We start from the raw sequence: 23899 nt of genomic DNA, 5'->3' as shown, positions 1-23899 counted from the left end.
CGCCGGACGGCCTCGGCCCCGCCGATAAGCACCACGCGCACCGCGCCTTGCGTGGGCGGCCGCTGTGTCCGCGCCGGGCCCGGCAAGGCGGCAGCGCGACGCGTACGGCCGAACCCTTACCGGCCCGGCAATGACGGAAAGGACGTCCATGACCGCAACTCTGGCTCCCCCGGTCCGCATCGGGAAGGCCGCTGTCGGAGCCCTCGGCATGCTGGCAGTCGCCACCGGTGCCTTGGAGTCGGTGGTGACGCCAACGCTCCCGCTCCTGCAACGCGAGCTGGATATGAGTCCCGCCGAAGGGGCGTTACTCAGCATCATGCTCCTCATCACCGGCGCGCTCATCACACCGGTCGCAGGCAAGTTGGGCGACCGCTACGGCGGGAAACGGGTCCTGATCCGGCTGATGGCGGTGGTGTCGGCCGGTGGTCTGGTGTCCGCCCTGGCGCCGAACCTGCCCGTGCTGCTGCTCGGTCAGGTACTGCAGGGGGCGATGGTGGGCGCGCTGCCCCTGTCGTTCATCCTGGTGCGCGAACACCTCCCCGCGGGAGAGTCGAAGGTGGCCATCGGGGTGGTCAGCGGGCTGTTCGTGGCGGGCGGGATGGCGGGAACGCTGGCGGCCGGGCCCGTGGCGGAAGGGCTGTCCCGTCACTGGATGTTCGCGCTGCCGACGCTCGCGGTCATCGGAGCCACCATGCTGGTGAACAGGCTGATGCCGCAGGATCCGCCGAGCCGGTCGGACGGCGCCGGGGCCGACTGGCCCGGCCTGGTTCTCTTGAGCGGGACGCTGGTCACGCTCATGCTCGTACTCGCGCTGGCGCCCGACATCGGCTCGCAGCCACTCGTGCTCGGCGCCCTCATCGTGGTTCTGGCCGCCTTCGTGACCGGATGGACAGCCGTTGAGCGGCGTGCGGCCTCGCCGATGGTCGAACTGCGCATGCTGGCACGGCCTGCGGTGTGGAAGGCGTGTGTGCTGACGTTCGTGATGTGCTTCGGTACCTCGGTGGCGGTCTATCTCGTCCCGCAACTGTTCGCGGTGTCCGCCGACGAGTACGGATTCGGGGCCGGCGCCACCGAGATCGGCTTCTTCCTGCTGCCCGGCGCCGTGGCCGCTTCGCTGGCCGGGCCGATCAGTGGGATCGGGGCGCGGCGTTTCGGCTCGCGTGCTGTGGTCACCGCCGGGATCGTCATCATGGTCGCCGCCCTGATCGCCCTGGCAGCCGTGCACACCGAGGTCTGGCACCTCGTCATCGGCAAGGCGATGATCGCGCTTGCCAACGGTCTGTGCGTCACGGCGATGGTGACCAGCACCGCCACATCCGTCGATCACCGTGACACCGGCATCGCCACCAGCCTGGTCCTGGTGACTCGCGTGATCGGCTTCGCCGTGGGCGTGCAGGTCAGTGGTGCGATCCTCACCGCCGGGACCCCTTCCGGGTCGGATGTCCCGGCCGAATCGGCCTTCGTCACCGGCTTCGTCATAGCAGGCGCCGTCACGGCGCTGTCCCTGCTTGTCGCCCGCACCATGAGCAAAGGAGTCAAGGAATGACCCGCACCGATCTGTTGAGCGACGTCCGCAACGCGCCGAGGCGCAAGGTCCTGATATCCGGGGCCAGCATCGCGGGGCCCGCCCTCGCGTTCTGGCTGAACCGCTACGGATTTGCGGTCACGGTGGTCGAGAAGGCGGGCGCACTTCGTGACGGTGGTTACCCCATCGACGTGCGCGGCACCGCACTCGAGGTCGTCCGGAGGATGGGAATCCTGCCGCGACTGCAGGACGCCCACATCGACCTGCGCCGGCTGACGTTCCTCAACGGGGACGGCAGCGAGGTGGCCTCGGTCCACCCGCACGCCGTCACCGGCGGTGTCGTGGAACGCGATCTCGAGGTGCGGCGCGGGGATCTGGCCGGCGCTCTCCACGCGGCGGTCCGTGACGATGTGGAGTTCTTGTTCAACGACTCCATCGACACCCTCGACCAGTCCGGCCACGGGGTCGACGTCACCTTCCAAGGGGGCAGCAGCCGTACGTTCGACATGGTCTTCGGTGCGGACGGTCTGCACTCACGTACCCGCGCGTTGCAGTTCGGCCCCGAAGAGCAGTTCCACCGGTACCTCGGCTACTGCTTCGCCGGGTTCACCATGCGCAACACCTTCGGGCTCTCCTACGAGACCGTGATATGGAACACCCCGGGCAGGGCCGCGGCACTCTACGCCGCGGGGGACAACGACGACGTGCACGCCTTCCTGAACTTCGCCAGCCCGGAACCGCCGTTCGACGCCTTCCGGAACCCGGAGGCCCAACGAGACCTGGTCGCCGCGGTCTTCGCCGAGGCGGGATGGGAGATCCCGGGCATGCTTGCCGCCCTGCGCGACGCGGACGACCTGTTCTTCGACGTGGTCAGCCAGATCCGCATGCCCCGCTGGTCCAACGGAAGGGTCGCGCTGGTGGGCGACGCCGCGTACGCGCCCTCGTTCCTCACCGGACAGGGCTCCAGCCTCGCGCTCGTCGGCGCGTACATGCTCGCCGGTTCGCTGGCCGACCGGGACCATGCCGCGGGCTTCGCCGCCTACGAACACAGCACCCGTGAGTTCGTGACCGCGAATCAGGAACAGGTCCGCGAGGGCGACGCCGCACTCTTCCCGACCACCGACCGGGCCCTGGAACAGCGCAACGACATGCTGCGCAATCTCAGCACCATGCCCTCCGCGGAGGGACGACCGGCCCATTCGGCCCTCACCCTGCCCGAGTTCATGCCCCTGACGTGAGCCCGGGCACGCGCGCCGATGACGGGCGGCACCGGCAGCCGGGGCCGGCGGTCCGGACCCGGCGCTGGTGACGGCGGGTTGTGCCGATAGCGGGGCGCCACTGTTGCGGGCGGACCAACTGGGCGCCCCGACTGAACAGTTCAGCGGCGGCGGAACGGGTCTCGACGGTCCGCCTCCGCCCGTTCTCCTACTGTCCGCCGGACGCCCAGCTCCGGCCCGACCCGGACAGGTCTTGTCCGGCGGCCGGCCGACGACGACCACCTCCACGACCTCCGGCCGTACCACCTCGGCATCGATCTCGGCGAGCTCCTCGCGCAGCCGTTCGGCGCGATCGGCCGGTACCACCCGTTGCCGCGTCACCCACACCAGTACATCCGCCACCAGCAGCTCCTCCCGCGCCCGCCCCCCTGGGAGCCCATGAAGGTGCCGGAACCCGGCAGGTGATTCCGGTGCATCAGCACCGAGCCGGTGATCACCTGCTAGCGATCACGCACGTGACCGGCACAGGCCCCCCGCTGTTGGCGGCGGCCCGGCGACGCATCCTGCTTGCTCAGGCGCTTCGATTCGCCGGTCCGGCTCCAACCCACTCCGGCACACGCGCCGATGCCAGGAACTTCTCATGGAAGACCAGCATCCACGCCAGCGCGATCAGGCAGACGATCGGGATCACGATCAGCAGCACGAGGAACGTGATCGGGTGTGAGCGGCTGAACGCGTCGCCGTCGATCCCGAACAGGGTCACAGGACCGGCGACGACGAGGGGCGCCATCACCCAGAAGAACAGGTAGGTCCGGATCACCTCGCTCATGCGCAGCTCGGCCCTGCCCAGGAATACATACTGCGTGGTGCTCGCCGAGGCACCGCGCCCTCCGGCGACGACGACCGTCTCGCCCTCCTTGATGTAGTAGCGTCCCAGTGGCCAGATCGGCAGCAGCATGGTGAACCAGTGGGTGGCGAAGCAGGCTCCCTCGGCATCTGGGCGGGTCTTGCCCAGCATCGTCCGCCCGAACCCGTTGAACGTGCCCAAGCGCGGTGCCGTGTTCAGCGGCATGACCTTGTCCGACATCTGTCCCCCCATCCCGGTGACAACGTTGACCCGAGCAGCATGCCAGCAGCGTGTGACATCGGCCGGGCTGAGTCGTGGACGCCCGGCTCGGATCACCCGGTGACGGACGATCACTCAAGCGCCTGGGCAGGAAACGTGGGGTGTCGCGACGGCCACGAGCACTCAAACCCGTGAGACAGGGGCGTTTCGGCCCCCGATGACGGCGGAGGGGAGACGGCTGGCCAGCAAAGATGCTTGTATGGGGGCGCCGAGTCGGGTGCCTGCTTGATGGCCTTCAGGAACGGATGTCAGCAACTGGTGTCACGACCGGCGCAGATAGCCCCTGACCTGCAAGAAGACGGACTCATTATGAAGATCCTGATCAGCGCGGACATGGAAGGCGCCACCGGCGTGACCTGGCCGGCCGATGTACTTCCGGGCACGCCCCAGTGGGAGCGGTGCCGTTCCATGTTCACCTCCGACGTGAACGCGGCAGCGCTCGGCTTCTATGACGGCGGTGCCGACGAGGTGCTCGTCAACGAGGCCCACTGGTCCATGCGCAACCTCCTGTTGGAGCAGCTCGACGACCGGGTCCAGATGCTCACCGGCAGGCACAAGTCGCTCTCCATGGTCGAGGGCATCCAGCACGGCGACGTCGATGCCATCGCCTTCATCGGGTACCACACGGGCGCCGGTGCGGAGGGGGTCCTCGCCCACACCTACCTGGCGAACTCCATCACCGGGGTCTGGCTCAACGGCGCGCGGGCCAGCGAGGGACTGCTCAACGCGCATGTCGTGGCCGAGTACGGCGTACCCGTCGTCCTCGTCACCGGCGACGACCTGACCTGTGTGGACGCGGACGGGTACGCCCCGGAGGCCCGCAAGGTCGCCGTGAAGGACTATGTCTCGCGGTACGCGGCGGTGTGCCGCACCCCGGCCCGTACCGCCGCCGACATCCGTGCCGCGGCCAAGGACGCGACCGCGCTCGCCGTGCGGCACACCCCGGTCAAGGGCGGCGCGTTCACCGTCGAGCTGGAGTTCGACGCAGAGCACCTGGCCCAGGCGGCCACGGTCGTCCCTGGCGTGGCACCCAGTGGCGAGCGGCGCGTCGCCTACACCAGCGCGACGATGTACGAAGGTATCCGCACGTTCAAGGCGGTGACGACGATCGTGTCGTCCGCCGTGGAGGAACAGTATGGCTGAGGCGACCGGCCCCCGGGAGAGCGTCGACCGGCAGGCACTCGACGAATCGGTGACGTTCACCTCCGAACTGATCCGGATCGACACCACCAACCGTGGCGGCGGCGACTGCCGGGAACGCCCGGCCGCCGAGTACGTCGCCGAGCGGCTGGCCGCCGCCGGCTTGGAACCCGCCCTGCTGGAGCGCACCCCGGGGCGCACCAATGTGGTGGCCCGGATCCCGGGCACCGACCCGTCCGCCGACGCCCTGCTCGTACACGGCCATCTCGATGTCGTCCCGGCCGAGGCCGACGACTGGACCGTGCACCCCTTCTCCGGGGAGATCCGCGACGGCGTCGTCTGGGGGCGCGGCGCCATCGACATGAAGAACATGGACGCGATGGTCCTGGCCGTCGTCCGGGCCTGGGCGCGGGCCGGCGTCCGGCCCCGCCGCGACATCGTGATCGCGTACACCGCGGACGAGGAGGCCAGTGCCGAGGACGGCTCCGGCTTCCTCGCCGATCGGCACGCCGCGCTCTTCGAAGGGTGTACGGAAGGCATCAGCGAATCCGGTGCCTTCACCTTCCACGCCGGACCGGACATGCCGCTCTACCCGATCGCCGCGGGCGAACGGGGCACCGCCTGGCTGAAGCTCACCGCGCACGGCAAGGCCGGGCACGGCTCCAAGGTCAACAAGGCCAACGCGGTCAGCGCACTCGCCGCTGCCGTCGCCCGGATCGGCGAGCACGCATGGCCGGTCCGGCTCACTCCGACGGTCCGCGCCGCGCTCACCGAGATCGCCGCGCTCCACGGCCTCCGCCCCGACCTCGACGCCCCCGGCTTCGACGTGGACGAACTTCTCGGCAAGCTCGGACCGGCCGCCGGGCTGGTGGAGCCGACCGTGCGCAACAGCTCCAACCCGACCATGCTGGAGGCCGGGTACAAGGTCAATGTGATCCCGGGCCACGCCACCGCCTTCATCGACGGCCGGATGGTTCCCGGCGGCGAGGACGAGTTCCGTGCCACGCTGGACCGGCTGACCGGACCCGACGTCGACTGGGAATTCCACCACCGCGAGGTCCCGTTGCAGGCTCCGGTCGACTCGCCGACCTTCGCGAAGCTGCGTGCCGCCGTCGAACGCTTCGACCCGGACGGCCATGTCGTGCCGTACTGCATGTCGGGCGGCACGGACGCCAAGCAGTTCTCCCGGCTCGGCATCACGGGCTACGGCTTCTCGCCGCTGAAGCTGCCCGTCGGCTTCGACTACCAGGCGCTGTTCCACGGCGTCGACGAACGCGTCCCCGTCGAGGCACTGCACTTCGGCGTCCACGTCCTCGATCACTATCTGCGCACGGCCTGACCCGGCACGAGGGGAATCGAACATGGTGTCCACAGGGGCCTACGGAACATGGCCGTCGCCGATCGACGCACGGCTGGCCGCCTCGCACGACGGCCGACCGGAGTACGTCGGCGTCGTCGGCGACGAGGTGTGGTGGACCGAGCCGCGCCCGGCCGAGGCGGGCCGCCGCGCCCTGGTCCGCCGCCGGGCGGACGGCACCGGCGCCGAGGCACTGCCCGCTCCGTGGAACGTACGGAGCCGGGTCATCGAGTACGGCGGACAGCCCTGGGCCGGAGCCGAACGCGCCGAGGGCGGGCCGCTCGTCGTCTTCGTCGACTTCGCCGACCAGCGGCTGTACGCCCACGCCCCCGACGGGTCCGGCGAACCCCGGCCGCTCACCCCGGTCTCGTCCGTCGGCGGCGGGCTGCGCTGGGTCGACCCGCGGATCCACCTCGACCGGGGCGAAGTGTGGTGCGTGCTGGAGGAGTTCACCGGCGAGTCACCCACCGAGCTGCGCCGGGTGATCGCCGCCGTACCCTTGGACGGCTCGGCGGCCGAGGACCGCTCCGCGGTGCGTGAACTCACCGACGGCAGCCACCGATTCGTCACCGGGCCGAAGCTCTCGCCCGACGGGCGACGGGCGGCCTGGATCGCGTGGGACCATCCGCGCATGCCGTGGGACGGCACCGAGGTGATGCTCGCCGATGTCTCCGAGGACGGTACGTTCCACCACACCCGGAGCTTCGGCGGCGGCCCCGAGGAATCCGTCCCGCAGATCGAATGGGGCGTCGACGGACAGCTCCTCTTCGCCAGTGACCGCAGCGGGTGGTGGAATCTGTACCGCGCCGACCCGCAGCGCGGCGCGGTCGCGCTCCACCCCCGGGAGCAGGAGTTCGCCGGACCGCTCTGGAAGATCGGCCTCAGCTGGTTCCGGCCGCTGGAGAACGGTCTGATCGCCACCGTCCACGGCAAGGGCACCACCACGCTCGGCATCCTCGACCCGGCGACCGGCGAACTCGTCGACGCGGCCGGTCCCTGGACCGAATGGGCCGAGTCGCTGGACGTCCACGGCAGCCGGGTCTACGGCATTGCCGCCGGCCCGTACAGCGCCTACGAGGTCGTCGAGCTGGACACCGCGACCGGCCGTACCCGGGTCATCGGCACACCGCACGAGGACGCCGTCGACCCGGCGTACTGCCCGCGGCCCGAGGACCGCACCTTCGCAGGGCCCGACGGCCGGGAGGTCCACGCCCATATCTACCCGCCCCGGAACCCCGACCGGACCGGCCCCGACGGTGAACTGCCGCCCTACGTCGTCTGGGCGCACGGCGGCCCGACCGGCCATGCCGCACTCGTACTCGACCTGGAGATCGCCTACTTCACCTCGCGCGGCATCGGTGTCGCCGAGGTGAACTACGGCGGCTCCACCGGCTACGGCAGGAGCTACCGCAACCGGCTGCGCGAACAGTGGGGCGTCGTCGACGTCGAGGACTGCGCGGCCGTCGCCGAGGCGCTGGCCGCCGAGGGCACGGCCGACCGGCAGCGGCTCGCCATCCGGGGCGGCAGCGCCGGCGGCTGGACCACCGCGGCCTCGCTGACCGGCACCGATGTCTACGCCTGCGGCACGATCATCTATCCCATCCTCGATCTGACCGGCTGGGGCACGGACGAGACCCATGACTTCGAGTCGCAGTACCTGGAGTCCCTGGTGGGTCCGCTCGCCGAAGTCCCGGCACGCTACCGGGAACGGTCCCCGGTCAGCCGCACCGACCGGCTGACCACCCCCTTCCTCCTGCTCCAGGGGCTGGACGACCCGATCTGCCCGCCCGTCCAGTGCGAGCGGTTCCTGGCCGAGGTCGAGGGACGCGGCATCCCGCACGCGTATCTGGCCTTCGAGGGGGAGGGGCACGGATTCCGGCGCGCCGATACGATGATCCGTGCCCTGGAGGCCGAACTCTCCCTGTACGGACAGACGTTCGGCATTGACTGTCCCGACGTACCGGCGCTGGAGCTGAAGCGGTGACCCTCGTCCCCCTGACCCGCCCCGCCCGGCTGCGTCCCGGTGCCAGGATCGCCGTGGTGTCACCGAGCGGGCCCGTGCCCGCCGACCGCCTGGAGGCGGGCCTCGACATACTTCGCAGCTGGGGCCTCGAACCCGTCGAGGCACCTCATGTACGCGATGTCCACCCGGAGTTGGACTACCTCGGCGGTACGGACGAGGCGCGCGCCCGGGATCTCCAGGAGGCCTGGTGCGATCCGTCCGTCGACGCGGTGATCTGCGCCCGTGGCGGGTACGGCGTACACCGCATGGTCGACCTGGTCGACTGGGCGGCGATGCGCGCGGCCGGACCCAAGGTGTTCGTCGGCTACAGCGACATCACCGTGCTCCACGAGGCATTCGCCCTGCGCATGGGGCTCGCCACCCTGCACGGCCCGATGGCCGGCACCGAGACCTTCCTCAAGGACCCGGACACCCAGGAATCCCTGCGGGCCACCCTGTTCGAGCCCGAGACGGTGCGGAGCCTCGGCCTGCCCTCGGCGCGGGTGCTGGTGCCCGGCAGCGCCCGGGGCATCACCTACGGCGGCTGTGTGAGCCTGCTCGCCGCCGACCTCGGCACCCCGCACGGCCGGAGCTCGGCCCGGGGCGGGCTGCTGGTGATCGAGGACACCACCGAGGACCCGTACAACATCGACCGCATCCTCACCCAACTGCTCAGGGCCGGCGCGCTCGACGGGACAGCCGGGGTGGCCTGCGGTTCCTGGGCCGGCTGCGGCCCGTACGAGAAGGTGCGGGCGGTCCTCGCCGACCGGCTCGGCCCGCTGGGCGTACCCGTCGTCGAGGAACTGGGCTTCGGGCACGGACCGACGGCGCTGACGATTCCGCTCGGAGTGCCCGCCGTGCTGGACGCGCCGGCCGACGGAGGCCCCGCCACGCTCACGATCGAGGGGCCCGCACTGGTCTGAACGGGGCCGAATCGGGGAGAAGTTGAGCAACCTTCAGGAAACCCCGCCGGGGACGTTGACATCGCTATGACGCGTGTCACAGCATGAGCGCCGCCCAGTACTTACTGGTCGGTAAGGCGCCCTCGGTGTGGAGGTCCTCGTGTCACGTGCTGTTTCCCGCCCCCGGTCCCGGTACCGGACGCTCTCCCGGAAAACGGTCGCGTACGCGGCCGGAGCCGCGCTCGCCGTACCGCTGGTCCTCACCGGCGCGGCGCACGCGGCTCCTGCCGCGACCTCGCCGTACACCGTCACCCCGCTGAAGTTCACCATCCGGGCGGGCGGCCGCTCCTGCACGGTCGACGCCGACCTGTACCGCCCCGCCGGGGCCGACGCGCAGCACCCCGCCCCCGCCGTCCTCGCCACCAACGGCTTCGGGGGAAGCAAGTCGGACGGCTCGACCGGCGGCATCGGCAAGGCCTTCGCCTCCCGCGGCTATGTCGGCCTCGTCTACTCCGGCCTGGGCTTCGGCAAGTCCGGCTGCCTCATCACGCTCGACGACCCGGCCGTCGACGGCCGGGCGGCCGCCGGGCTCATCGACTTCCTCGCCGGGACGCGCGCCGCCGACGACGGCACCGAGGCCGACTACGTCACGAAGGACGGCAAGGGCGATCCCCGGGTCGGCATGATCGGCGGCTCGTACGGCGGCGCCATCCAGATGGCGACCGCGGCCGTCGACCGGCGCGTCGACGCGCTCGTGCCCCTGATCACCTGGAACGACCTGGCCTACGCGCTCGCCCCCAACAACACCGGCCCGCGCGTGGGCGTCTCGTCCGACACCGCCGGTGTCTACAAGTGGCAGTGGACCAACGGCTTCTACCTGCTGGGGGAGGGGCAGACGATCCTCAACGCGAGCCTCGATCCGTCCCGGTTCGGCAGCCTCACCTGTCTGCACTTCGCGCCGCGGGCCTGCGACACCATCCAGCTGCTCAACTCCGGCCGCTACCCCGCCGACAGGACCAAGGCGATGCTCGACTACGCGCGCAGCGTATCGCCCGTCGACTACCTCGCCAGGGTCAAGGCACCCACCCTGCTCGTCCAGGGGCAGGCCGACAGCCTGTTCAACCTGAACGAGGCCACCGCCACGTACGACACCCTCAAGACGCAGGGCACCACCACCAAGATGATCTGGCAGGCCTGGGGGCACAGCGGCGGGCAGGCACCGGGCGAACTCGACCTGGGTCAGGGCAATCTGGAGACCAGCTACGTCGGACAGCGGGTCCTCGCCTGGTTCGACCGGTACCTCCAGCACAAGAAGAACACCGACACCGGGCCCGAGTTCGCCTACTACCGCGACTGGAGGAGCGGGTACGGTACCGCCGCCACAGTGCCGGCCCCGAGCCGGAAGATGTACCTCTCCGGCGACGGAAAGCTCGTCGGCAACCGCTCGGAGGTCACCCGGGGCAGCCGTCAGTATGCCAACTGGCTCGTCCCGACCAGCCATTCGGAGAGCTCACTCGCCGGACTCCTCGGACTGCCCGACTCCGCGCCGTACGACATCAAGGGCACCTACCTCGGCTGGACCAGCGCCCCGCTGGCCTCCGCCGTCGATGTCGTCGGCACGCCGAAGGCCACCTTGAAGGTCGTCTCGCCGAAGACGGAGCGCGTACAGAACAGCGGGGACGCCGCGGACAAGCTCGTCCTGTTCGCCAAGGTGTACGACGTGGCACCGGACGGCGGCAAGAAGCTGGTGAACCGGCTCGTCGCCCCGGTGCGCGTGCCCGACGTCACCCGCTCGTTCACCGTGCGGCTGCCGGGCATCGTCCACCGGTACGAGGCGGGGCACCGGCTCGAATTCGTGATCGCGGCGAGTGACAGCGCGTACTTCGGCAATCGCGGCATCAAGCCGGTCACGGTGGTCAGCGCTCCCGAGGACACCGGTGTGCTGGAACTTCCGGTGGTCGGTGGCCGGGTGGAGTGAGGCGCGCGTCCCCTACGCCGCGCCGGTCACCCTGCCCCGGGCCACGTCATGAACCACCGTCCCCGGCTGCCTCCGGGAGCCGCAGTGCCGGCCGTCCACCCCCATCGGACCCACCGCACCCCGCACAAGAGCAACACCCGGACCCCGACTCGCCCTGGGAGGCCGACGGACTCCACAAGTCCTGGCTCATGGACCACGAGGGCCTCTTCTACCTTTTTTGCAACGCGAAGACCGCGTTCTACGACGCGAAGACCACGGGGGACCATCCCTGGACCGAGCAGACCGGCTTCGCGGTCTCGGACGACCTGGTCGACTGGACGCGTTCGCCGCTCAACCCGGTTCTGCCCGTCGGGGAATCCGGGGCGTTCGACGACCTCTTCGCCTCCGATCCGTGTGTGCTGCACGACGGCAGGCGCTGGGCGATGTTCTACTGCGTCGTCAGGGACGGTCCCGAGGGTCCGGTGCGGGGAATCGCCCGCGCGACGGGCTGACCGCACGCCCGCCAGGGATCACGGGACAGCCCGTAGGCTGGCCGGATGTCTGCAATCGACAGTCTGGCCGAGGGACGCCGTGTGGTGATCCGCGCCTACACCCCGGCGGATGCCGAAGAGTTCACCACCCGGGCGAGGGAGAGCCGGGGGGTACACAGCCCCTGGCTCTTCCCGCCCGAGGACCCCCGCGCGTACGCCACCTACGCGGGACGGCTGATCGACGATCCGACCAAGGCGGGCTTCCTGGTCTGCGAACGCGAACGCGAACGCGAAGGCGACGGCGACGGCGAACGCGAACCCGACCGTGACGGTGGCCGTGACCGGGAGGCCGGTGGGAGCGGGGCCGGCGGCGGGATCGCGGGCTTCATCAACATCAACAACATCGTCCGCGGCGGGTTCTGCTGCGGTGCGCTCGGATACGGGGCCTTCGCCCACGCGGTGGGACGCGGTCTGATGAGCGAAGGGCTGGCGCTGGTCCTGCGGTACGCCTTCGGACCGCTCGGCCTGCACCGGCTCGAAGCCAACATCCAGCCCGGCAACAAGGGTTCGCTCGCCCTCGTCCGGCGGGCCGGATTCCGTCTCGAAGGGTTCTCGCCGGACTTCCTCTTCATCGACGGGGCCTGGCGCGATCACGAGCGGTGGGCGATCACGGCCGGGATGCCGGTTGGCCAGGTGATCGACTCCTGAGGCCGGTGGCCGTACGCCGACAGGTCTCCCGCTCGTCCGGCTCGGTATCGGCCGGCCGGGGCGCGAACCCTACGGGCGGCCGGGACGGGCCGGTTGCGGAAAGACCGTCGCGCGGCGGTCCGCCCGCACCTGCCGGGCGGACGCGAAGGAGGCCGAGTCGGTCTTCACACCCCGGCATCGGCCTCCCTCGCCTCATGGGCGCAGCGAGATCCCCGTACCGGTCGTCTACGGTGCGGCAGGTGCCGGCGCGCGGCGGGGGCGGGCCACGAGTTCGCCGCCGCAGTTGGGGCACGTGCTCTGCATGGCGTCACCGCAGGCCGCGCAGAATGTGCACTCGTAGGAGCAGATACGGGCGGACGAGTCCTGAGGCAGCAACGTTCCTTCACACCGTTCGCAGCGGTCGCGCATCTCCAGAGGCATGGCTCTCCCAGCTGGTTGGGGCATCCGTCGCCTGGGTGTCGGCGCGGGATGGAGTCGGATGCCCATTTTCGGTGCGGGGATCTTGATCTGAAAGCAACGACAAGGACAGCTTTGCGCAAGATCCCGCCACCACCGGGTCCCGCACCCCGGACACGTGGTGGGCGCGGCCGCTCGGCATCCCCTGGTTGCCCTGTTCCGGGTCGCCCTGCCCCGGTTCACCCGGGACAGTTCGGGCGGCCCGGCTCAGCAGTGGCCGGGTCTGGCATACACCGTGATGCGCGCCTGCGTGACCGTCCGGTTCGCGCACTCCTCGAAGTACGCGTCGAGTGTGGCGCGTTTGACCCCCTCTCGCGTGTTCACCTCCAGTGGCTGGCCCTCCAGATCGCGTACGGCGACGATGCGTGCGCGTGTCAGGATGCGCGCGCGGATCCGGCCCGGCGGCAGCTCCTTGCCGAACAGCGTGTCGGACGCGACCGGGGTCCGTTCCAGGGCGAGGTCGGCCAGGGACCGGAAGGAGTCCGGCCGGGCCAGCGTCCACACGCGCCTGCGTGACGGCATGAACAGCAGTCCGTCCCCCGGCTCGGCGATGCCCTGCACCGCCCGTGCGATCGCGAACGCGTCGTTCTCGCGGCTCCCCGGCTTCCGCAACGCGGTGCTCACAGGTACGAGGGCGGCCAGCACGCCGAGCAATGCCACAGCACATGTCACACGCCGCGCGGTGCCGGCAGCGTGTGCCGACTGCCGGAGCCGGTCGAGCGCCGAGCCCGTCAGGAGCGCGAAGCCTGTGGCGGAGGCCAGGACGTAACGGTCCACGTACAGCGGATGCAGGGGGCTTGTGAGCATGAGCAGCGCGGTGGGCAGGATCAGCAGCGGGAGTGCGAGCTCGGGCAGGGTGATCGGTCCGCACACCCGGCCTGGAACACGGGCGAAGGCGACGCCCAGCAGAGCCGTCGCGACGAAGCCGAGCACTTCCCCGGAGTCCGGCACCCCGATCCAGCCCACCTGCGCGGACTGCGTGGTGCTGATGGCGGCGAGCGGCAGGAGCCCGGTGAGCACTCCGCCCGCAGCCACGGCCCACGCCCGCGTCACCGGTCGGGCCAAGCGCGCCCGGAAGACGGTCACCCCGTGGGCCAGGAGTATCAGTACGGCGAGTTCGTGGAGCAGGCATGCCGTCAGCATCACCACTCCGTACGCGACCCAGCGGCGTACGTGGCCCCACGCCCGGCCCTGTCCCTCCGCCCGGCCCTGTCCCTCCGTCCGGTCCTGTCCCTCTCTCCGGCTCCGTCCCTCCGTCCGGTCCCGTCCCTCCGTCCGGTCCCGTCCCTCCGTCCGGTCCCGTCCCTCCGTCCGGTCCCGTCCCTCCGTCCGGTCCCGTCCCTCCGTCCGGAACAGGTTGCCGACCAGGAGACAACTGCCCCACGTGATCAGTGCGCAGACCAGGGCGTAGGACCGGCCCTCCTGCGCGTACCGCTGCACCGGCGGGAGCAGCGGGAGGACCAGGCCCGCCAGCAGCCCGGTCCAGGTGCCGCCGAGTCGTTGCCCGAGCCGCACGATGCCGACCGCCGCCGCGGCGACGGCCAGTACCGAGGGCAGCCGAAGCGCCACGAGACCGCCGTCCCAGAGGCCGAACACACCCTGCATGATGAGGTAGTACAGGCCGTGCACGACGTCGACATGGGCCAGGGTGTGCCATATCCGCGGCACGCTCCGGTGCGCCATCGCGTAGGTGACCGCTTCGTCTCCCCACAGGGTGTCCTGGCGGCGGATCCCCCAGAGCCCGACGAGGAGGGCCACCAGACCGGGGGTCCACAGGACCGCCCGGTGCAGGGCGCTCCGGGGCAGGGGAGATCGCCGGAGGTGTCCCGTTCGCGAATCGACGGGGGCGGCGGGGTGCTGGATGAGAGGGATGACGAGCTCCGTTCGAAGGGGTTCTCCCGCTGGGTCGATCGTCCGCCGTGTTGAGGGGAAGCCCGCGCAGGTGGCGCCGATCAATTTCGTTCGCGTTGCTCAACGCCGCTGCGTGGACAACTCGACGGCGCATGCCGTGATCGCCGGTTCGGTGGCTCGACGGTGTGGGCACGGGGGGCACGGGGGCGTCCGGAGAACCCGCTGGAATCTGCCGCGGCGCGGGCGTGGACGCGGGCGTGGACGCGGACAGGGCGGGGCACCGCCTCCTCGCGGTGTCCGCCCCGGCGCCGACGGCGGGCTCCCGCGACCGGCCCTCGCGTTCTCCGCCGACAGCCGTTCCGCGGCCGTCGGATCGCCCGACGGCTCCGAACACGTGGGAACACCGACGACCCCGGCTGCGCGCACGCTCCCGGGGCGGTCTCTCGGAACACGCAGGCGCATGGTGGGGCCCGCATCTGCCCGATGCGGCGCACCGAACCGTCTGCCGACCGTCCGGTGCACTCCACTGGCCCACCCCGGGTTGGGCAAGTCTTTGCCCGTGGCTGAATCACGCCCCTCGACCGGCCCAGGGCCCTTCCCCCACGGGCTGCGGAGCGCGGTGGCCCCGTATAGGAACGGGAAAACGGCGGCCGAAAATATCGGGAGCCCGGCCCCGGCGAGGTAGCGACCGTGTTGACCGTACGCAATCGCAGGCACAGGCTCCTTACATAGCTGCTAAATACAACTGGTTCTGCCGGGCCTTCGCCTTCGGCATGCCGTCCGAGGGACGGCACCGTGCGTACGTCCCTTTCCCGGCCGGGACCGATTCGGGAGGACGCGTATGTGTGGCATCGCCGGTTGGGTCTCCTTCGACCGCGATCTACGGGCCGCCGCGGAAGGCGCGACGCTGGACGCGATGACGGAGACCATGGCCTGCCGGGGCCCGGACGACCGGGGGACCTGGACCGTCGAGCACGCGGGGCTCGGGCACCGCCGGCTCGCGATTATCGACCTGCCCGGCGGACGCCAGCCCATGACCGTGTCCACGCCCGAGGGGGAGGTCGCCCTCGTCTACTCCGGCGAGGCGTACAACTTCACCGAACTCCGCACCGAACTGATCACCCGCGGGCACCGCTTCACGACCGACTCGGACACCGAGGTCGTGCTGCACGGCTATCTTGAGTGGGGCGAGTCCGTTGCCGAACGGCTCAACGGAATGTATGCCTTCGCCGTCTGGGACAGCCGTCACGACAAGCTGGTCATGATCCGCGACCGGATGGGCGTCAAGCCGTTCTACTACTGGCCGACGCCCGACGGTGTGCTCTTCGGCTCGGAGCCCAAGGCCATTCTTGCCAACCCGCTGGCCAAGCCCCGGGTGACCCTCGACGGGCTCCGGGAACTCTTCAGCCTCGTCAAGAGCCCCGGCCACGCCGTGTGGGACGGCATGTACGAGGTGGAGCCGGGAACGGTCGTGACCGTGGACCGGGACGGCCTGCGCCGACACGTCTACTGGCGGTTGGAGACCCGTCCGCACACCGACGACCGGGAGACCTCGATCGCCACCGTGCGGTCACTGCTCGACGACATCGTGCGCCGCCAGCTGATCTCCGACGTACCCCGCTGCATCCTGCTCTCCGGGGGCCTCGACTCCTCCGCGGTCACCTCGCTCGCCGCCCGGCAGCTCGCCGAGACCGGCGAGAAGGTCCGCACCTTCGCCGTCGACTTCGTCGGGCGGACCGAGAATTTCGTCGCCGACGAACTGCGCACCACCCCCGACACCCCCTTCGTGCACGACGTGGCCGAGCGGGCGGGCACCCTTCACCGCGACATCGTGCTCGACCCGGAGACCCTCGCCGACCCCGACGTACGCGCCCGGATGATCCGGGCCCGGGACATCCCCATGGGTCTCGGCGACATGGACGCCTCGCTCTACCTCCTCTTCCGGGCCATCCGCGAGCACTCGACGGTCGCGCTGTCCGGGGAGTCGGCCGACGAGGTCTTCGGCGGCTACCTCCAGTTCTTCGACGAGGAGGCCCGAAGCGCCGACGCCTTCCCCTGGCTGGTGCGGTTCGCCGAGCACTTCGGCGAGGACTCGGGCATGCTCCGCGACGACGTGAACCAGGCCCTCGGCCTGGAGAAGTACATCCACGACAGCTACGACTCCGCCGTGGCCGGCATCGAACGCCTCGCCGGCGAGAGCGACTTCGAGTTCCGGATGCGCAAGATCTGCCACCTCCACCTGACCCGGTTCGTACGCGTCCTGCTCGACCGCAAGGACCGCGCGAGCATGGCGGTCGGCCTGGAGGTCCGGGTGCCGTTCTGCGACCACCGGCTCGTCGAGTACGTCTACAACACCCCCTGGGCCCTGAAGTCCTTCGACGGCCGGGAGAAGAGCCTGCTGCGCGAGGCCACCGCGGATCTGCTTCCCCGCTCGGTGTACGAGCGGACCAAGAGCCCCTATCCGTCGACGCAGGACCCGAAGTACGCCGCCGCCCTTCAGGAATACGCCCGCGCCCTGCTCGCGCGCCCCGAGCACCGGGTCTTCGACCTCATCGACCGCGACCGGCTGCGGCGGGTGGCGGAGGACGACGCACCGGGGATCACCTCGGCGTCCCGCCGCGGGCTGGAACGCACCCTGGACCTCGCGCTGTGGCTGGACATGTACGAACCGGAGCTGGACCTCGGCTGACCGGGCCGCCGTCGGCGGGGCGCGCGTCGGCCGCCCCGTCGTCGCGCCGTCCCTCGAAGCCGCTCCACATCGCCCCCGGGACGAGCGCTGTGCGTTGGGCCGCACCGGTTGGGTGCCGATGCACGCGTGACGGGGCAGGTGGGACAAGTCCTCCCGTGGAACCCGTGGAACCCGTGGCGCCTCGAAGGCGGGGCTCTCGCGGTCGCGCCCCCTGGAACCGGGTCTCCCCGCACCCGAGACCGTGGTGTGCTCGCCGACCGGGCCGGGCTGCCGTCGGCTCCACGGGCTTGCGCCGTCCGGCCGGCAGCAGCCCGTGCACATACGCCTGACCAGGCCCCACCTCCTGATCAGAGCCCCCGCGGCAGTCGGCGACACGGCGTCATGCCGCCCCCGAGCCGCGCCGCCCCTTGTAGTTGATCTTCATGGTGTCCATGTCCGTTGCCGTGGACCGCAGTTCGCCGTGTCCGTACCCCTGCTCCCTCAGCAGGGTCTCGGCCCGGTCCTCGGCGATCGCCGATGCCATCTCCTCGCCGTCCTCCGCGTCCGACACGACGGCGAACCGGAAGCTGAAGTGCTTGAGCACGCGGTCGTACGTCAGCGAGCCCTCCTCGGTGAACTGCATCGCGCTCAGACCGTGCTCGTCCACCTCGGAGAGGAGTCGGGCGCGTGCCTCTTCCGTCAGGCCGTCCCAGGTGCCGCGCACGATCACTCGATAGGTGTGCTGCGTGCTCATCGTGTTTTCCCGCTCCGCATTCCGCTCGTGAACCGTCGAGGGGCAAGGTTACGGCGCCGGGGGCGAGGCGCACGCGAATTTTCGGGCCTGCGGTCCCGGGAGGAGAGGGACCCCGTCGACGTTCCCGGGCGGCGGTCCGTGATCTTTCCGTCTTTTGCCGAAGTCTGACGGCAACGCCCCTGGCCGGGCCGGTGTCCAGCGTGTTCCATGGTCATCGGGGGGCGCCCGGACCTGTGGCGGCCCGCGCGAGGAAGCGAGGTTGCCTTGGCCACGACCGTACGACGTACCGTACTGAATCTGCCCGCCGCAGCACTGGGCCCGGAGAACCCGCTGCCCGCCCTGCGGCCGCTCGACGAGATGCATGTCGTCGAGGACCGCGACCGGGCCGGACTGCCACGTGACATGGCACGCCAGATCGGCTACGAACCGCTCGGCACCGTGCTGCCGGTACGCATCCTCGACGGGTACGGGCGTGAACGCACCCCCACCGCACTGGACGCGATCATCATCGAGAACGACCGACTGAGGGCCACCGTCCTGCCCGGCCTCGGCGGCCGTATCCACTCCCTCCACCACAAGCCGACCGGCCGCGAACTCCTCTACACCAACCCTGTCCTGCAACCTGCCGACTTCGCGCTCAACGGCGCCTGGTTCTCCGGCGGCATCGAGTGGAACATCGGCGCCACGGGCCACACCACGCTCTCCTGCGCCCCGGTGCACGCCGCTCGGGTGCCCGCGCCCGACGGCGGCGAAATGGTCCGCCTCTGGGAGTGGGAGCGGCTGCGCGACCTGCCCTTCCAGGTGGACCTCTGGCTGCCCGAGGACTCCGACTTCCTGCACGTCGGCGTGCGGATACGCAATCCGCACGAGCACACCGCACCCGTCTACTGGTGGTCCAACATCGCCGTGCCCGAGGGCGAACGCACCCGCGTGCTGGCCCCGGCCGACGAGGCGTGGCACTTCGGCTACACGCGCACCCTGACCCGGGTTCAGGTCCCCGAGTCCGGGTCCGTCGACCGTACATACCCCCTGCGCGGCGACTTCCCCGCCGACTACTTCTACGAGGTCCCCGACGGCGCCCGCCGCTGGATCGCCTCCCTCGACCAGGACGGGCACGGACTCGTCCAGACGTCGACCGATCTGCTGCGGGGCCGGAAGCTGTTCCTGTGGGGCAGCGGGCCGGGCGGGCGGCGCTGGCAGGAGTGGCTCACCGAGCCCGGCACGGTCGGCTACGCCGAGATCCAGGCCGGACTCGCCCGCACCCAGCTGGAACACATTCCCCTCGAACCGGGCGCCGAGTTCAGCTGGCTGGAGTCGTACGGGCCGCTGTCGGCGGACCCCGGGGCCGTGCACGGCGACGACTGGACGGCGGCCCGCGCCGAGACCGAGCGGCGGCTCGCCGAGGTACTGCCGCGCGCCGACGTCGACGCCGCGTACGCCGCCTGGCGCCGCTGCGCCGACACCGAGCCGGGCGGGTCGCTCGCCACCGGGTCCGGCTGGGGCGCCCTGGAGGTCCGGCGCGGAAAGTACCGGCTCCCCGGTACCCCGTTCGCCGAGTCGACCCTCGGTGAACAACAGGAACCCTGGCTGGAGTTGCTGGACCAGGGCGCCTTCCCGGAGCCGTGCGGGGCGGTTCTGCCCGGCCCCTCCCTGGTCTCGCCGCACTGGCGCGACATGCTGGAGACGGCCTCCGCCGAACCCCTCACGGAATACCACCTCGGCGTCGCCCAGTGGCACGCCGGTGACCGCGCCCAGGCGGTCCGCAGCTGGGAGCGAGGACTGGCTCTCGCCTCGTCCCGGTGGCCGCTGCTGCGCTGCCTCGCCGTCGCCGCCGAGGAGGGCGGGCAGGGGGACCGGGCCGCCGACCTCTACACCGAGGCGTTCGACGACCTGGGTGCGCAACGCTCCGACGGCGACGGCGAAAGCGACGCCGGTGGCGACGCCTGGGCGTCCGCCGTGACGGCGCTCGGCCGCGAGGCGATGGAGGCGACGCTGGCGGCAGGCCGCCCCGCGGCGGCCCGGACGGTATGGGCCGGGCTGCGCCCGGAGGTCCAACGGCGGGGCCGCTTCCGCCTGTTGGAGGCCAGGATGCTGATCGCCGAGGGCGACCGGGCTGCCGCCAGGGCGATCTTCGACGAGGGCTTCGAGGTCGCCGATCTGCGCGAGGGTGCGGAGGTCCTGGACGAGGTGTGGGCCCAGCTCACCGACGAGCCCCTGCCGGACGCGTACAACTACCGTATGTGCCCCGGGGCTTGATGCCGTCGGCCGTCCGGCCCGTGCCCGTCTCCACCGGTACGGGCCGGACGGCCGCGAGCCGAACCGCCGTGGGAAGCCGCGGCTCAGCCGGCCGGGCTCCGGTCGACGTACTCGAAGACCGAGCCGTCCGGGTGCAGGGCGATCAGGCTGCGGCCCCCCGGCGTCTGCACCGGGCCCGCGAGGACCCGGGCGCCGACGCGGGTGAGGGATTCATGGGCTTCGCCGGCATCCTTGACCGCGATCGTCGCCGTCACCTTGCGCAGGATCTCCAGCTCCGATTCCGGGCCGCTCATCAGCAGAAAGCAGCCGACCGCGGCGGTCGATACGCCGCCACGCTCATAGCGCTGGGCGGAACTGGCCGTGAGGCCCTCGTAGAAGGCCACCGCGGCCTCCAGATCATCGACGCAGATACGCAGCGTGGTTCCCAGAATGTCCATGCGGACCAGGGTAGTTGGACGTGATCAGGCCCGGCAGAGCACTTCGCCGTGCAGGACCGTGAACCAGGCGTCGTCCCGGCCGCCCCACTCGCGCCAGGCCGCGGCGATCGCCGCCAGCTCCTCCGGGTCCGCATGACCGCCGCCCACGGCCAGCTCCGCGTAGACCGAGCCGACCGTACGGTCCGCCCACAGGCCGCTCCACCAGGCGCGGCTCTCCGGGGTGGCGAAGCACCAGTTGGCGGCGGTCGGGGTGATGTCGGTGAAGCCGGCCCGCCGCGCCCAGGACAGCAGCCGCCGACCCGCGTCCGGCTCACCGCCGTTGGCGCGGGCGACCCGGCCGTACAGCTCCTGCCAGGCGGTCATGCCGGCCGTCTGCGGGTACCAGGCCATCGCCGCGTAGTCGCTGTCGCGGGCCGCGACGATGCCGCCGGGGCGGCAGACGCGCCGCATCTCGCGCAGCGCCTGCACCGGGTCGCCCACATGCTGGAGCACCTGATGGGCGTGGACGACATCGAAGGAGTCGTCGGGGAAGTCCAGCGCATGCACGTCGGCAGTGGCGAACTCGACGCTGTCCAGGCCGCGTTCGGCCGCGACCTCGGCCGCTTGGGCCAGGATCTCCGGGGTGGTGTCGACGGCGGTCACCCGGCCGGGGGCGACCAGCGCGGCCAGATCCGCGGTGATGGTGCCGGGCCCGCAGCCGACATCCAGCACCGTCATGCCGGGGCGGAGCTCGTCGATCAGATACGCGGCGGAATTGGCCGCGGTGCGCCAGCGGTGCGAGCGCAGTACCGACTCGTGGTGGCCGTGGGTGTACACGGCGGTCTCCTTCGGCATGGCGGTGGATCCCTTCTCTGGGCGCGGAGCCCGCATGCGAGCCGCGCGAGGAGCTGATCGGTGGCAACACCGTACGCAGCGATGCCGAATATTGAGATACGTGTCTTGCTATGTGGAATAGCGATCGGGGCGACCGGAACGCGCCGGAGGCGGCCGGTTCGTTCAAGGCCGCCCCCGGCCCCTCCGGCGCGGCTGATCGCCGGTTGCTTCGCTACACCGGCATCGGGCAGTACACCGTCAGCGCCTCCGGAAGCTTGTCGATCATCAACTCGTTCCGGCTGTAGGCGACTTCGCCGTCGTACGCGTACGGAGTGCCGGGCGTCAGACCGGAGATCCGCACCCTCCGGCGCCGTTCCGCCGCGTGGACCGGGGAGCGGGTGAGCGGGCCCGCGACGGCCGCCGCGAGCAGACGCAGCCCCGGCGTGCGGCCCCCGTGCACCACCCGTACGTCCAGCAGGCCGTCCGCGAGGTTGTGCCGACGGCCCGGTGCCGGACCCACCCGCTGGAACAGGCCGTTGCCCACGAACAGCAGCCACAGCGGGCGCCGCCGTCCCTCCAGTTCCGCCTCCAGCGGACGGTCGCCGCGCAGTACCTTCCCTGCCGCGAGCACGCCCGCCGGCCAGCCGCCGACACGAGGGGCCCAGTGTTCACGGGCCCGTACCAGTTCGGGATAGACACCGAGGCTGAAGGCGTTGAGGAAGTAGCCGTGCGCGCCGCCCGGTCCCGAGGGACCGGGCCGGAAGCGGCCGAGATCGACCCGCACCGCGTCACCCGCGGCCACCGCGGCGCAGGTGTCGTCCACGGTCTCGATGCCCAGGTCGTAGGCGAAGTGATTCAGCGTCCCGCCGGGAAACACCGCCAGCGGCACACCGTGCCCGGCGGCGACGGCGGCGGCCCGGTTGACGGTGCCGTCCCCGCCGCACACCCCCAGCGCCCGGCCCCGTCCGGCCGCCTTCTCCAGTTCGGCGGAGAGTGCGTCGGGGGCGCACTCCACCACCTCCGCGTGCGGCAGCGCATCGCGGATCAGCGAGGCCGTCGCCGTCGCGGTGCCCGACTCCTCGTTGACCACGACCACCAGATCTCGGCCGGCCGGCAGGGCGGCCGCGTGACCGGGCGGGCGGCCCGGTGCCGGGAGTTGTCCACGGGTCGGTACGACACCGCGCAGCGCCAGCGCGGCGCCCGCGCCGAGCACCGCACCGGCCAGCACATCGCTCGGATAGTGGACTCCGGTGTAGACACGGGACGCGGCGACGGAGAGGGCGAGCGGTGCCACGACCGCACCCCAGCCCTTCGATTCGAGGGCCACGCCCGTGGCGAACGCCGCGGCCGACGCGGCGTGCCCGGAGGGGAAGGACGTGGTGAACGGCTGACGCCTGAGCTGCCGCATCACCGGCACCGTGTCCAGCAGTGGCCGCGGCCGGCGTACGGAGCCCTTGCCGATGGTGTTGGTCACGGCCGACGCCACGGCCAGCGAGGCGATGCCGCGCAGGGCGGCCCGCCGGGCCCGCGCGCTGCCGCCCAGTGCCGCGAGCCCGGCCGCGGCGCCGAACCACAGGAGGCCGTGATCGGCGCTGCGGCTCAGCCGCGGCAGCACGGGCCCGGCGCCCGGCCAGTTCCGGTGCGCCAGACCCCGGAACGCGGCGAGATCGCGGCGGCGCAGCCAATCGCGGAGCGGGGCGGAAGCCGGGACGGACGCAGCGCGTGGTGAAGACATGGGACAGCGCATACCCCTCCCGCCCGTGCCGAATCAGGAGGCGCGCTCGCGCGCCGGGCACCGGCCGGGGAGAGCGCGCCCCATGGCATCCGTCGTCGCGAGGGAGATCCTCGAGCGCCGCGGCGAGGCGCTCCCCGGCTCCTCACGGACCGGGGGCACGCCCTGCGCGAGGACCAGTGGTCCGCGCCGGTGCCGTGCGTGCCGATCAGCGGTCCGCGCCGGTGCCGTGGGCGAGGGCCAGTGGTCCGCGCCGACGCCGTGCACCGAACGGGCCGTTCGCGATCCGGTCGTCCCTCCCGCCGAGGTACCCGCGGATGCCGGCCCGCAGACCGGGTTGCTCGCGCTGCTCGGCCGCCGCCGGCCCCATCCGAGTGCCTCGGCGTCACCCGGTCGCCCGGTCGCCGCGCCGGGGCCATGACCACGCGGCTACTGTGTGTCCGTGATTCCGGTCCGACGGACCGGGGAGCGCGAGAAGGAGCCGGCGGGCCCCGCCGAGGGCCCGGC

Annotated in this window: 19 protein-coding genes; 11 read left to right on the top strand and 8 right to left on the bottom strand. The window is 71.4% G+C overall.

All coding sequences use genetic code 11. The features are described from left to right. Nucleotides 1-148 precede the first annotated feature (148 nt). Together ACFVT1_RS22780 and ACFVT1_RS22775 are read left to right on the top strand one after the other, a co-directional pair. Entirely contained in the window at nt 149-1546 is a 1398-nt protein-coding gene (locus ACFVT1_RS22780; RefSeq protein ID WP_389798282.1) for an MFS transporter, read from the top strand. Continuing rightward, on the top strand, nt 1543-2763 hold the full coding sequence (locus ACFVT1_RS22775; RefSeq protein ID WP_389798280.1) for an FAD-dependent monooxygenase: 1221 nt from the start codon (nt 1543-1545) through the stop codon (nt 2761-2763). The genes ACFVT1_RS22780 and ACFVT1_RS22775 overlap by 4 nt, the downstream gene beginning before the upstream one ends. Before the next feature lie 550 nt (nt 2764-3313). Here the strand turns inward: ACFVT1_RS22775 and ACFVT1_RS22770 are convergent. After that, a complete protein-coding gene (locus ACFVT1_RS22770; protein WP_389798277.1) occupies nt 3314-3829 on the bottom strand; it encodes a hypothetical protein in 516 nt (171 codons plus the stop codon). 348 nt (nt 3830-4177) lie between these two features. Here ACFVT1_RS22770 and ACFVT1_RS22765 point away from each other — a divergent pair, with 348 nt between their 5' ends. The 7 genes from ACFVT1_RS22765 to ACFVT1_RS22735 all read left to right on the top strand — a co-directional run bounded on the left by ACFVT1_RS22765 (nt 4178) and on the right by ACFVT1_RS22735 (nt 12425). Then, nucleotides 4178-5011 carry a M55 family metallopeptidase gene (locus tag ACFVT1_RS22765; RefSeq protein WP_389798276.1) on the top strand — a complete coding sequence of 278 codons (834 nt, stop codon included), beginning with the start codon at nt 4178-4180 and terminating at the stop codon, nt 5009-5011. After that, nucleotides 5004-6347 carry a M20/M25/M40 family metallo-hydrolase gene (locus tag ACFVT1_RS22760; RefSeq protein WP_389798274.1) on the top strand — a complete coding sequence of 448 codons (1344 nt, stop codon included), beginning with the start codon at nt 5004-5006 and terminating at the stop codon, nt 6345-6347. The genes ACFVT1_RS22765 and ACFVT1_RS22760 overlap by 8 nt, the downstream gene beginning before the upstream one ends. A gap of 22 nt (nt 6348-6369) precedes the next feature. Continuing rightward, nucleotides 6370-8349 carry a prolyl oligopeptidase family serine peptidase gene (locus ACFVT1_RS22755; RefSeq protein WP_389798271.1) on the top strand — a complete coding sequence of 660 codons (1980 nt, stop codon included), beginning with the start codon at nt 6370-6372 and terminating at the stop codon, nt 8347-8349. Then, nucleotides 8346-9290, top strand: coding sequence for an LD-carboxypeptidase (locus ACFVT1_RS22750; RefSeq protein WP_389798269.1), 945 nt, complete (start codon nt 8346-8348; stop codon nt 9288-9290). The genes ACFVT1_RS22755 and ACFVT1_RS22750 overlap by 4 nt, the downstream gene beginning before the upstream one ends. 127 nt (nt 9291-9417) lie before the next feature. Next, entirely contained in the window at nt 9418-11247 is a 1830-nt protein-coding gene (locus ACFVT1_RS22745; RefSeq protein WP_389798268.1) for a CocE/NonD family hydrolase, read from the top strand. A gap of 188 nt (nt 11248-11435) precedes the next feature. Further along, a complete protein-coding gene (locus ACFVT1_RS22740; RefSeq protein ID WP_389798267.1) occupies nt 11436-11738 on the top strand; it encodes a hypothetical protein in 303 nt (100 codons plus the stop codon). A gap of 45 nt (nt 11739-11783) precedes the next feature. Beyond that, complete coding sequence (locus tag ACFVT1_RS22735; RefSeq protein ID WP_389798264.1) at nt 11784-12425, top strand: GNAT family N-acetyltransferase; 642 nt, start codon at nt 11784-11786, stop codon at nt 12423-12425. Nucleotides 12426-12650: 225 nt separating this feature from the next. On the opposite strand, the gene ACFVT1_RS22730 is transcribed toward ACFVT1_RS22735, so the two are convergent. After that, nucleotides 12651-12845: a DUF1272 domain-containing protein gene (locus tag ACFVT1_RS22730; protein ID WP_389798263.1), complete on the bottom strand. Its 195-nt coding sequence runs from the start codon at nt 12843-12845 to the stop codon at nt 12651-12653. Nucleotides 12846-13088: 243 nt separating this feature from the next. Beyond that, nucleotides 13089-14639 carry a hypothetical protein gene (locus ACFVT1_RS22725; protein WP_389798260.1) on the bottom strand — a complete coding sequence of 517 codons (1551 nt, stop codon included), beginning with the start codon at nt 14637-14639 and terminating at the stop codon, nt 13089-13091. 934 nt (nt 14640-15573) lie between these two features. Here ACFVT1_RS22725 and asnB point away from each other — a divergent pair. After that, nucleotides 15574-17421: an asparagine synthase (glutamine-hydrolyzing) gene (gene asnB / locus ACFVT1_RS22720; protein ID WP_389798257.1), complete on the top strand. Its 1848-nt coding sequence runs from the start codon at nt 15574-15576 to the stop codon at nt 17419-17421. Between the two features lie 379 nt (nt 17422-17800). On the opposite strand, the gene ACFVT1_RS22715 is transcribed toward asnB, so the two are convergent. Next, complete coding sequence (locus ACFVT1_RS22715) at nt 17801-18154, bottom strand: DUF6204 family protein (RefSeq protein ID WP_389798255.1); 354 nt, start codon at nt 18152-18154, stop codon at nt 17801-17803. Between the two features lie 264 nt (nt 18155-18418). Between ACFVT1_RS22715 and ACFVT1_RS22710 the strand changes: the two genes are divergently transcribed. Next, entirely contained in the window at nt 18419-20410 is a 1992-nt protein-coding gene (locus ACFVT1_RS22710) for a DUF5107 domain-containing protein (protein WP_389798253.1), read from the top strand. Nucleotides 20411-20493: 83 nt separating this feature from the next. On the opposite strand, the gene ACFVT1_RS22705 is transcribed toward ACFVT1_RS22710, so the two are convergent. The 4 genes from ACFVT1_RS22705 to ACFVT1_RS22690 form a co-directional block, all read right to left on the bottom strand. After that, entirely contained in the window at nt 20494-20847 is a 354-nt protein-coding gene (locus tag ACFVT1_RS22705; protein ID WP_389798250.1) for a VOC family protein, read from the bottom strand. Nucleotides 20848-20871: 24 nt separating this feature from the next. Further along, entirely contained in the window at nt 20872-21681 is an 810-nt protein-coding gene (locus ACFVT1_RS22700; RefSeq protein ID WP_389798247.1) for a class I SAM-dependent methyltransferase, read from the bottom strand. A 211-nt stretch (nt 21682-21892) separates the two neighbouring features. Next, entirely contained in the window at nt 21893-23395 is a 1503-nt protein-coding gene (locus ACFVT1_RS22695; protein WP_389798245.1) for a bifunctional phosphatase PAP2/diacylglycerol kinase family protein, read from the bottom strand. A gap of 205 nt (nt 23396-23600) precedes the next feature. Next, nucleotides 23601-23762: a hypothetical protein gene (locus ACFVT1_RS22690; protein WP_389798242.1), complete on the bottom strand. Its 162-nt coding sequence runs from the start codon at nt 23760-23762 to the stop codon at nt 23601-23603. Nucleotides 23763-23899 lie beyond the last annotated feature (137 nt).

The sequence above is a fragment of the Streptomyces sp. NPDC057963 genome (assembly GCF_042887155.1).
Lineage (GTDB): Bacteria > Actinomycetota > Actinomycetes > Streptomycetales > Streptomycetaceae > Streptomyces.
Note: the sequence above shows the minus strand (reverse complement) of the source record. Positions and strands in the feature narration are given on the sequence as shown.

What these genes read in the sequence shown, in the direction of transcription:
- ACFVT1_RS22780 (WP_389798282.1), top strand. Translation starts at nt 149, where the DNA reads ATGACCGCAACTCTGGCTCCCCCGGTCCGCATCGGGAAGGCCGCTGTC.
- ACFVT1_RS22775 (WP_389798280.1), top strand. Translation starts at nt 1,543, where the DNA reads ATGACCCGCACCGATCTGTTGAGCGACGTCCGCAACGCGCCGAGGCGC.
- ACFVT1_RS22770 (WP_389798277.1), bottom strand. Translation starts at nt 3,829, where the DNA reads ATGTCGGACAAGGTCATGCCGCTGAACACGGCACCGCGCTTGGGCACG.
- ACFVT1_RS22765 (WP_389798276.1), top strand. Translation starts at nt 4,178, where the DNA reads ATGAAGATCCTGATCAGCGCGGACATGGAAGGCGCCACCGGCGTGACC.
- ACFVT1_RS22760 (WP_389798274.1), top strand. Translation starts at nt 5,004, where the DNA reads ATGGCTGAGGCGACCGGCCCCCGGGAGAGCGTCGACCGGCAGGCACTC.
- ACFVT1_RS22755 (WP_389798271.1), top strand. Translation starts at nt 6,370, where the DNA reads ATGGTGTCCACAGGGGCCTACGGAACATGGCCGTCGCCGATCGACGCA.
- ACFVT1_RS22740 (WP_389798267.1), top strand. Translation starts at nt 11,436, where the DNA reads ATGGACCACGAGGGCCTCTTCTACCTTTTTTGCAACGCGAAGACCGCG.
- ACFVT1_RS22735 (WP_389798264.1), top strand. Translation starts at nt 11,784, where the DNA reads ATGTCTGCAATCGACAGTCTGGCCGAGGGACGCCGTGTGGTGATCCGC.
- ACFVT1_RS22730 (WP_389798263.1), bottom strand. Translation starts at nt 12,845, where the DNA reads ATGCCTCTGGAGATGCGCGACCGCTGCGAACGGTGTGAAGGAACGTTG.
- asnB (WP_389798257.1), top strand. Translation starts at nt 15,574, where the DNA reads ATGTGTGGCATCGCCGGTTGGGTCTCCTTCGACCGCGATCTACGGGCC.
- ACFVT1_RS22715 (WP_389798255.1), bottom strand. Translation starts at nt 18,154, where the DNA reads ATGAGCACGCAGCACACCTATCGAGTGATCGTGCGCGGCACCTGGGAC.
- ACFVT1_RS22705 (WP_389798250.1), bottom strand. Translation starts at nt 20,847, where the DNA reads ATGGACATTCTGGGAACCACGCTGCGTATCTGCGTCGATGATCTGGAG.
- ACFVT1_RS22700 (WP_389798247.1), bottom strand. Translation starts at nt 21,681, where the DNA reads ATGCCGAAGGAGACCGCCGTGTACACCCACGGCCACCACGAGTCGGTA.
- ACFVT1_RS22695 (WP_389798245.1), bottom strand. Translation starts at nt 23,395, where the DNA reads ATGTCTTCACCACGCGCTGCGTCCGTCCCGGCTTCCGCCCCGCTCCGC.
- ACFVT1_RS22690 (WP_389798242.1), bottom strand. Translation starts at nt 23,762, where the DNA reads ATGGGGCCGGCGGCGGCCGAGCAGCGCGAGCAACCCGGTCTGCGGGCC.